The sequence below is a fragment of the Streptomyces sp. UF-297 genome, from assembly GCF_058245575.1.
The window spans coordinates 1-9,995 of the sequence record NZ_JBSIBZ010000160.1 but is presented as its reverse complement, the minus strand read 5'-3'; the positions used below and the strand labels follow the sequence as shown (position 1 = coordinate 9,995).

Genomic DNA, 9,995 nt, shown 5'->3' with positions numbered 1-9,995 from the left:
ACCCCGGCCAGCACATCACCCAGCGACCAGTCCACATACGGCGCCAACGCCGCCTCACACTCCGCAAGACGCGCCGCGAACACCGGACTCGACTGGACCAACTCCCGGCCCATACCCACCCATTGGGCACCTTGCCCCGCGAACACGAATGCCGTCCGGCCGCTGGAGCGGGCCACTCCGGAGACCACCGACCGCGCGGAGGTCCCGTCGACCAGGCTCTCCAGGCCGGTCACCAGCTCCGCACGGTCACCGCCCACGACGACCGCCCGCTGCTCGAAGGCGGACCGCGTCGCCGCCAACGACCAGGCCACTTCGGCCGGTTCGAGTCCAGGCCGGGTCGCCACCCACTCGCGCAGGCGCTCCGCCTGAGCCGTCAGGCCCTCGGCCGTACGGCCCGACACCAGCCACGCGCTGACGTCGTCGGCCTCGATCAGGGCGGGGGCAGCGGCCGACGCGGGCGCATCGGCGGGTTCCTCCGGGCTGTCCGTCTTGTCGGGGTCCTCGGCCGGGGCCTCCTCCAGGATGACGTGCACGTTGGTGCCGCTCATGCCGAACGCCGACACACCGGCGCGACGCACATGCTCGCCGACGGGCCACGGCTTGGCCTCGGTCAGCAGCCGCACCTCGCCGGCCTCCCAGTCCACGTGTGGTGTCGGCTCGTCCACGTGCAGCGTGCGGGGCAGTTCCTGGTGCTGGAGGGCGAGCACCATCTTGATCACACCGGCCACACCGGCCGCCGCCTGCGTGTGCCCGATGTTCGACTTCACCGACCCCAGCCACAACGGCCGGTCCTCGGCGCGCTCCTGGCCGTACGTCGCGATCAGGGCCTGGGCCTCGATCGGGTCGCCGAGCGTGGTGGCCGAACCATGCGCCTCCACCACGTCCACGTCGGAGGGCGACACCCGGGCGCTGGCCAGCGCGGCACGGATCACCCGCTGCTGGGACGGGCCGTTGGGCGCCGTGAGCCCGTTGGACGCACCGTCCTGGTTGACCGCCGAACCGGGGATGATCGCCAGCACCTTGTGCCCGTTGCGCCGGGCGTCCGACAGCCGCTCCACCACGAGCATGCCCGCGCCCTCGGCGAAGCCCGATCCCTCGGCCGCCGCGGCGAAGGACTTGCAGCGTCCGTCCACCGATATACCGCCCGCCTTGGCGAAGGCGACGAACACTCCTGGGGTGGCGGTGACCGTGGCACCGCCGGCGAGTGCGAGCGAGCACTCGCCCGACCGCAGCGCCTGGGTGGCCATGTGGAGGGCCACCAGCGAGGAGGAGCAGGCCGTGTCGATCGTGACGGCGGGGCCTTCCAGGCCGAAGGTGTACGACAGGCGGCCCGACAGGACGCTGGTCGCGTTGCCGGTCACCAGATGGCCCTCGACGACCTCCGTGCCCTCCAGGGGCACATCGGTTCCGTACCGCGAGCTGTAGCCGCCGACGAAGGCGCCGGTCTGGCTGCCGCGCAGTGTCGCGGGGTCGATACCGGCCCGCTCGAACGCCTCCCAGGAGGTCTCCAGCAGCAGTCGCTGCTGCGGGTCCATGGCCAGCGCCTCGCGCGGGCTGATCCCGAAGAACCCCGCGTCGAACGCGCTGGCGTCCCGGACGAACCCGCCCGCCTGCGTGTACGAGGTTCCGGCGCGCTTGGACTCCGGGTCGTACAAGGCCTCGATGTCCCAGCCGCGGTCCTGCGGGAACGGACCGATCGCGTCCGCGCCCGAGGCCAGCAGCTGCCACAGCTCCTCCGGGCTGGCGGCGCCGCCGGGGAAGCGGCAGGCCATGCCGACGATCGCGATCGGCTCGTCCGCCGTGCCCGTCACCGCCGGGCCGGAGGGCGTCGCGGTGGCGGGCAGGTCCCCCGCCATTTCCGCGCGCAGCAGCCCGGCCAGCGCCGTGGGGGTGGGGTAGTCGAAGACCAGCGTCGCGGGCAGCCGCAGTCCGGTCTCCGCGTTCAGGCGGTTGCGCAGCTCGACCGCGGTCAGCGAGTCGAAGCCCACATCGGTGAACGCCCGGCTCGCGTCGATCGCCTCCACCGAGGAGTGTCCCAGCACCGCGGCGACATGGGCGCACACCAGGTCCAGGAGCACCCGGGCGCGCTCCGCGCCCGGCACCGACGCCAGCTGCCGTCGCAGTGCCTCCCCGGCACCGGCGCCCGTGTCCGTACTCGCGGCGGCGCCCGAGGCGGCCGTACGCCGGGTGGACACGCCCGCCAGTACTCGCCACAGCGGCGGGATCTCGGCGCTGCCCGCGGCCTGTGCCCGCAGCGCCGCCATGTCCAGCCGGGCGGGCATCAGCACGGCTTCGTCCCGGGTCAGCGCGACATCCAGGACGACCAGGCCGTCCTCGGCGCCCAGCGGTACGAAGCCGCGGTCGATCCGCGAGAGCAGCCGCTCGTCGAGGTTGCGGCCGATGCCCGCCTCGTGCACCCAGGGGCCCAGCTGGAGCGAGAGTCCCGCGAGTCCGGCCGCTCGCCGGTACCCCGCCAGGGCGTCCATGAACGAGTTCGCGGCCACGTAGTTGCCCTGGCCGGGCGCGCCGAAGGTCGCCGCAGCCGAGGAGAACGTGACGAAGCGCTCCAGATCCAGGTGTGCGGTGAGCTCGTGCAGGTGCCAGGCCGCATCGACCTTCGGGCGCATGACCGCCGCCAGTCGCTCGGGGGTCAGCGACGCGATCACACCGTCGTCGACGACGCCCGCGGAGTGGATGACGGAGCCCAGCGGGCAGTCGGCCGGGATCCGCTGCAGCGTCGCGGCCAGCGCGTCCCGGTCGGCGGCGTCGCAGGCGATCACCTGTACCCATACGCCCAGCTCCGCCAACTCGGCGGCCAGCGCGGCAACTTCGGCGGCGGCCGGACCCGAACGGCTGGTGAGCACCACGCCACCGGCCCGACCCGTCGCCACCAGGTGCCGGGCCACCAGGGCGCCCAGCGTGCCCGTACCGCCGGTCACCAGCACCGAGCGGGCCGCCGTGTCGGCCTTCGGCTCGGACGGCCATGCGACCGGCACCAGCTCGCCGGACGGGCGGGTCAGCCGCCTGCCGTAGGCGGACCGTCCGCGGATCACCAGCTCCGGCTCGCCGCCGGCCAGCACCGAGGGCAGCACCCCGGCGTGGTCACCGGCGTCGACGGCGGGCAGGTCGGCCAGGATCAGCCGGCCCGGGTTCTCCGCCTGCGCCGACCGCAGCAGACCCCACGCGGCGGCCGCGGCCAGGTCCGACACCGCCTCACCGGCGACCGAGTCCACCGCGCCGCGGGTGACGACCACCAACTGCGCTGCGTCCAGGCGCTGTTCGTCCAGCCACTCCTGAACCAGCTCCAGCATCGCGCCCGCGTTCGCGCGCACCGCTCCCGGGACATCCCGGGTGTCGGCGGGCAGGGGATCGGCGCAGACCACGACGGTGCGGGGGTCGATCTCGCCCGCCTCGGCCGCGGCGGCCAGCTCCGCGAGGTCGGCGAAGGGCCGTACCTGTACGCCCGCGGCGCCCAGCCCGTCGACCAGGCCGAAGTGGTCGGCGCCGAACAGCGCCCACTCCCCGGCCGGGGCCGCGGCCTCGGCCACGGCGACCCAGTCCGTGACGAACAGCGAGTCGGTCAACCCGCTGTCGTTGGACCGCAGTTGCTCCATCGGCACCAGGCGCTTGACCAGCGAGCCCACCGACACCACCGGAGCCCCGGTCGCATCGGCGGCCGTCAGCGACAGACCGCCCTGCGCATCGCGCCGCAGCCGCACCCGCAGCACCGAAGCGCCGCTGGCGTGCAGCTCAACGCCCGTCCACGCGAAGGGCATCGGCACATGCCCCGGCTCGGCCTCGGCGTCCGCCTCCACCAGGATCGCACCGTGCAGCGCGGCGTCGAGCAGCGCCGGGTGCAGGCCGAACGCGCCCGCCTCCTGCGCCACTTCCTCCGGCAGCGCCACCTCAGCGAACACGTCCACGCCGCGGCGCCAGGCGGCTCGTACTCCGTGGAAGGCCGGGCCGTACACCTCCGCCAGATGCACCGCGTACAGGTCGGCGATGTCCACCGGTACGGCATCCCGCGGCGGCCACACGCTCAGGTCCTCTTCACCGGGCCCGGCCGTCGTGGCCGGTGCCACCACGCCACTGGCGTGGCGCACCCACTCCTGCTGGGTGCCCGCCTCGTCGGGGCGGGAGAACACCTCCACCCCGCGGCGGCCCTGGGCGTCGGCCGCGGCCACCACGACCTGGATCTGGACCCCGCTGCCGTCGGCGGGCACCACCAGCGGTGCCTGCAGCGTCAGTTCCTCCAGTCGGCCGCAGGCCACCTGGTCGCCGGCGCGCACCGCCAGCTCCACGAATCCGGTGCCGGGCAGCAGGATCACACCGCCGACCGCGTGGTCGGCCAGCCACGGCTGCGAGCGCACCGACAGCCGCCCGGTGCACACCAGGCCCGCTCCGCCGGCCAGTTCCACCACCGCGCCCAGCAGCGGGTGTCCCACGGCGCCCAGTCCCAGCGATGTCGCGTCGCCGCCGGCCGAGCGCCCCACCAGCTGGGTCAGCGTCCCCTTCGGCCAGTACCGCTCGTGCTGGAAGGCGTACGTCGGCAGCTCGACCCGGTCGGCGGACGGCAGCACCTTCGCCCAGTCGACCGTCACGCCGTGGACGAAGGCCTCGGCCAGCGACGTGACCAGGCGGCTCGCGCCGCCGTCGTCGCGGCGCAGCGTCCCGCACACCGCCGCGGGCACCGCGCCCGGGCCCGCCTCCTGCGCCACCTCCTCCAGCGACTCCGTCATCGCACCGAGCAGCACCGGGTGCGGGGTGACCTCGATGAAGACCTGGTGGCCCTGGGCGGCGAGCGTGCGTACCGCACGGTCGAAGTGCACGGTGGCCCGCAGGCTCCCGTACCAGTACGCGGCGTCCAGCTCCTCGCCGGACAGCGTCTCGCCGGACATGGCCGACACCATCGGCATCCGACCCTGGCGCGGGGTCACATCGGCCAGTACGGAGACGATCTCCCGCTCCAGCCGCTCCACCTGGGCGCTGTGCGAGGCGTAGTCCACCGCCACCATCCGGGCCCGTACGCCCTCGGACTCCAGTTCGGCCTTGAGCTCTTGCAGAGCCTCCGGATCGCCGGAAACCACCACGGCGGACGGCCCGTTGACGGCCGCCAGCGACAGCCGCTCGCCCCACTTGGGAAGGCGCTCCTCGACAGCGGCGGCCGACAGGCTCACCGAGAGCATCCCGCCCGCACCCGCCAGCACCTTCAACGACTGCGACCGCAACGCCACGACCCGCGCGCCGTCCTCCAGCGACAGCATCCCAGCCACCGTCGCCGCAGCAATCTCACCCTGCGAGTGACCCACCACCGCATCGGGGGCCACGCCAGCCGCCTCCCAGACGGCCGCCAACGACACCATCACCGCCCACAGCGCAGGCTGCACCACATCCGCAGCCTCCAGAACAGGAGCACCCTCCGCACCGGCAAGAACATCACTCAGCGACCAGCCCACAAACGGCGCCAACGCCCGCTCACACTCGGCAAGACGCGCCGCGAACACCGGGCTGGCCTCCGCCAACTCCCGGCCCATACCCAGCCACTGCGAACCCTGCCCCGCAAAAGCGAACACCGTCCGCGCATCGGGCTTGACCACGCCCGAGACGACGGCGCCGCTGGGTGTCCCCTCGGCCAGGCTCTCCAGGCCGGCTACCAGGTCCCCGCGGTCGCCGCCCACCACTACGGCGCGGTGCTCGAAGGCCGCCCGGGTGGTCGCCAACGACCAGGCCACATCCGCCGGTTCCAGCTCCGGACGTGCCGAAACCCACTCGCGCAGCTGGCCCGCCTGCGCCGTCAGGCCCTGCTCCGAACGCCCCGACACCAGCCATGCGCCAGCGCCCGCCACCACGGGAGCCACGGCACCGGCACCGCTCGCGTCCGCCGGCTCGGCCGCACCGTCCTGCGGCGCGGCCTGCGCCTCGTTGGTGGTCGCGCCGTCCTCGGCGGGAGCCTCTTCCAGGATGAGGTGGGCGTTCGTACCGCTGCCGCCGAACGAGGACACACCCGCGCGGCGCGGTCGGTCCCCGGCCGGCCACGGCACCGGCTGCGAGAGCAGCTCCACCTCGCCGGAGTCCCAGTCCACGTGTGGCGTGGGCTCGCTCACGTGCAGCGTCTTCGGCAGCTCGCCGTGCTGCATCGCCAGCACCATCTTGATGACTCCGGCCACACCGGAAGCCGCCTGGGTGTGGCCGATGTTGGACTTCACCGAGCCCAGCCACAACGGCCGTCCCTCGCTGCGCTCCTGGCCGTAGGTCGCAAGGAGTGCCTGCGCCTCGATCGGGTCGCCCAGCGTGGTGCCCGTACCGTGCGCCTCCACCGCGTCAACGTCGGCGGCCGACAGCCGGGAGTTCTCCAGCGCGGCGCGGATCACGCGCTGCTGGGACGGGCCGTTGGGGGCGGTCAGGCCGTTGGACGCGCCGTCCTGGTTGATGGCGCTGCCGCGGATCACCGCGAGCACCTTGTGCCCGTTGCGCCGGGCGTCGGACAGCCGCTCCACGACGACCATGCCCGTGCCCTCGGCCCAGCCGGTTCCGGCCGCGTCCGCGGAGAACGCGCGGCACCGCCCGTCCACCGACAGGCCCTGCTGCCGGGAGAACTCCACGAACATGCCCGGCTGCGCCAGCACCGTCACGCCACCGGCCAGCGCCATCGAGCACTCTCCGGCGCGGATCGCCTGGCAGGCCAGGTGCAGCGCCACCAGGGAGGACGAACACGCCGTGTCCACCGTCAGGGCCGGGCCCTCCAGGCCCAGTACGTAGGACACGCGGCCGGAGAGCACGGCGGTCAGGTTGCCGGTCATCATGTGACCTTCAAGCCGGTCCGTGCCCCCTTCCGCCAATTCCAGGTTCACTATGTAGTTCGAGGTGAAACCGCCGACGAAGACGCCGGTCTTGCTGCCGCGCAGCGTCCCCGCGTCGATTCCGGCCCGTTCCAGGGCCTCCCAGGACACTTCAAGAAGCAGTCGCTGCTGCGGGTCCATCGCCAGCGCCTCGCGCGGGCTGATCCCGAAGAATCCCGCGTCGAATCCGCTGGCGTCCCGCACAAACGCGCCCGACTGCGTGTACGACCTGCCGGACTTCTCCGGGTCGGGGTCGTAGACACTCTCCAGATCCCAACCGCGGTCGGTCGGGAACTCGCCCACTCCGTCGCCGCCGGCCGACAGCAGGTCCCAGAAGTCCTCCGGGCTCTCCACGTTGCCCGGATAACGGCACGCCATGCCGACGATCGCCAACGGCTCGTAGTCGCCCGCTTCCAGCTTGTGCAGGCGCTTCCGGGTCTCCTGGAGCTCGGCTGCAGTCTTCTTGAGATAGGCGAAGAGTTTCTCTTGGTTATCCACAGTGACCCCTTACTAAAGCGTGCCGTCAATAAGTCCGAAGCAACTAGTTGGACAGACCAAGTTCCTTGTCCAGAAACTCAAACACCTCGTCGGGAGTTGCCGACTGGAGTTCGACCTCTTCACTCTCGGACTCCGCTCCGCCCTGTTTTTCGATCCACTGGGACAGAATTTTCTGCAGCCGCCTCGTGATGCTTTCGCTTGTTTCCTGGTCGGGTGCCGAACTCGACAGACTGGATTCGAGCCGGTCAAGGTCGTCGAGTATCGGCACCGAAACTGCTTCATCCTCGATGAATTCGGTCCGCAGCCAGGTGGCCACCGCCACCGGAGTGGGGTAGTCAAAGATCAACGTAGCGGGCACCCGCAGCCCAGTCGCAGCGTTCAACCTGTTGCGGATCTCGACCGCCGTCAGCGAGTCGAAGCCCAGGTCCTTGAACGCCTGCTGGGCCTGTACCGCCTCCAGCGACGGATGTCCGAGCACCACCGCCGCCTCGGCCCGCACCAGGTCCGTCAGCACCCGCTCCTGCTCGGCCCGGTCCATCCCGGCCAGCCGCCGGGCCAGCTCCCCTTCGCCGGACGCGACATCGGCGGGTGCGGCGGCGACGGCGGCCAGTTGACGGACCTCCGGCAGGTCCCGCACCAGCGGGCTCTGCGTCAGGCCCACCGAGGTCGCCGCCAACTGGGCCCAGTCCACGTCCATCACCGTCACGACGGCGTCGGGGCCCTCCAGCGACTCGCCGAGCGCCCGTACCGCCAACTGCGGGTCCATCGCGGGCATCGGAAGCCGCTTCATCCGCGACCGGATCGCCTCCTTGGACTCCGCGAGGCCGCCTCCGCCCCACAGGCCCCAGGCCACCGACAGACCGGCCAGGCCACGGGCCCGCCGGTTCTCGGCGACGGCGTCCAGGTAGGCGTTGGCCGCCGCGTAGTTGCCCTGGCCCGCGGAGCCCAGCGTGGATGCCGCGGAGGAGAACAGCACGAACGCGTCGAGGTCCAGGTCTGCGGTCGCCTCGTCCAGGTGGGCGGCGCTCGCGGCCTTCGCGGCCAGCACCGTCTCCAGACGCGGCGCCGAGAGACGGTCGACCACACCGTCGTCCAGGACGCCCGCGGTGTGCATGACCGCGGACAGCGCCGGGCCGCTGCGACCCGTCCAGTCCACCAGTGCGGCCACGGCCGACCGCTCGCTCACATCACAGGCCACGACGTCCACCCGGGTGCCCTGCGCGGCCAACTCGGCCGCCTGAGCGGCGATGCCGTGGGCGGCGGGCCCGGAACGGCTGGTGAGGACGAGACGCTCCGCATCCCGCTCGGCCAGCCACCGCGCCACATGGCCCGCGATCGCGCCCGTACCGCCGGTGATCAGCACACTGCCGCGCGGCGTCCAGTGCTCCTGGGTACCGCGGGACGGGGCGGGCCGGCTCATCCTGCGGCCGAAGAGCCCGGCCGCCCTGATGGCGACCTGGTCCTCGCCGCCCCCGGCCAGCACCGCCACCAGGCGCGCACCGGCCCGGTCGTCCACCGTCGCGGGCAGATCGACCAACCCGCCCCAACGGTCCGGGTGCTCAAGAGCGATGACCCGGCCCAGCCCCCACACCTGCGCCTGGACGGGGCTGACCAGCACCTCGTCCGGCGTCGCCGCCACTGCACCGCATGTGGCCAGCCACAGCGGAGCGGCGATTCCGGCGTCGCCGAGGGCCTGTACGAGACCCAGCGTCGCGGCCAGACCACCGGCCACCACCGGGTGCTCGGGCACCGGCGTCTCAGCCAGCGCCAGCAGCGACAGCACACCCGCGACCCCGCCGGGCTCCGCGCCCTTCAGCGCCTCGCCGATCCGCGCGGCCACGCCGTCCCGGTCCACGGACAGGGCCGGGACCTCGACCACGACGACCTCGGCCCCACGGGCCCCCAGCGCCGCCGTGCACCCCAGGGCCGGGCCGCCCTCGGCCAGACCTTCCGGGACCGCCACGAGCCACGTCCCGGACAGCACGCGCGGGTCGGGCTCGGCCGCCGGGGCCCAGCCCATCCGGTAGCGCCAGCCCGCGGTCACGGACCGGTCCTGCTCACGGCGCCGCCACGACGCCAGCGCCGGCAGCACCTCGCTGAGATGTTGCTGGTCCTCGATGGCAAGCGTGTCCGCGATCCGGTCCAGGTCGCCGCCTTCGACGGCCGCCCAGAACTGGGCCTCGGCCGCCGTACCCGCCCCGTCCCCGCCGGTGGCCGGCAGTGCCGACAGGCCCTTCGGCCAGTACTGCTCGTGCCGGAAGGCGTACGTCGGCAGCTCCACCCGGTTCGCGGCCGGCAGCACCACGGACCAGTCCACGGCCACACCGTTGACGAACGCCTCGGCCAGCGACGTGATCAGACGGCTCGCGCCGCCGTCGTCGCGGCGCAGCGTCCCGCACACGACTCCCGGAATCGCGCTCGGACCCGCCTCCTGCGCCACCTCCTCCAGCGACTCGGTCATCGCACCGAGCAGCACCGGGTGCGGAGTCACCTCGACAAAGACCTGGTGGCCCTGGTCGGCGAGCGTCCGTACGGCACGGTCGAAGTGCACGGTGGCCCGCAGGCTCCCGTACCAGTACGTGGCGTCCAACTCCTCGCCGGACAGCGTCTCGCCCGTCATCGCGGAGACCATCGGCACCCGACCCCGACGCGGCGCGA

The 9,995-nt window shown here is 73.0% G+C and carries 2 protein-coding genes; both read right to left on the bottom strand.

Annotated elements, in window-relative coordinates; genetic code table 11:
* A partial coding sequence (locus AC4IJH_RS42465; protein ID WP_490857398.1) for a type I polyketide synthase occupies positions 1-7,337 on the bottom strand: 7,337 nt, incomplete at its 3' end.
* A gap of 43 nt (positions 7,338-7,380) precedes the next feature.
* Positions 7,381-9,995 (bottom strand): SDR family NAD(P)-dependent oxidoreductase (locus tag AC4IJH_RS42460; protein WP_490857397.1); only part of this gene is annotated, 2,615 nt, incomplete at its 5' end.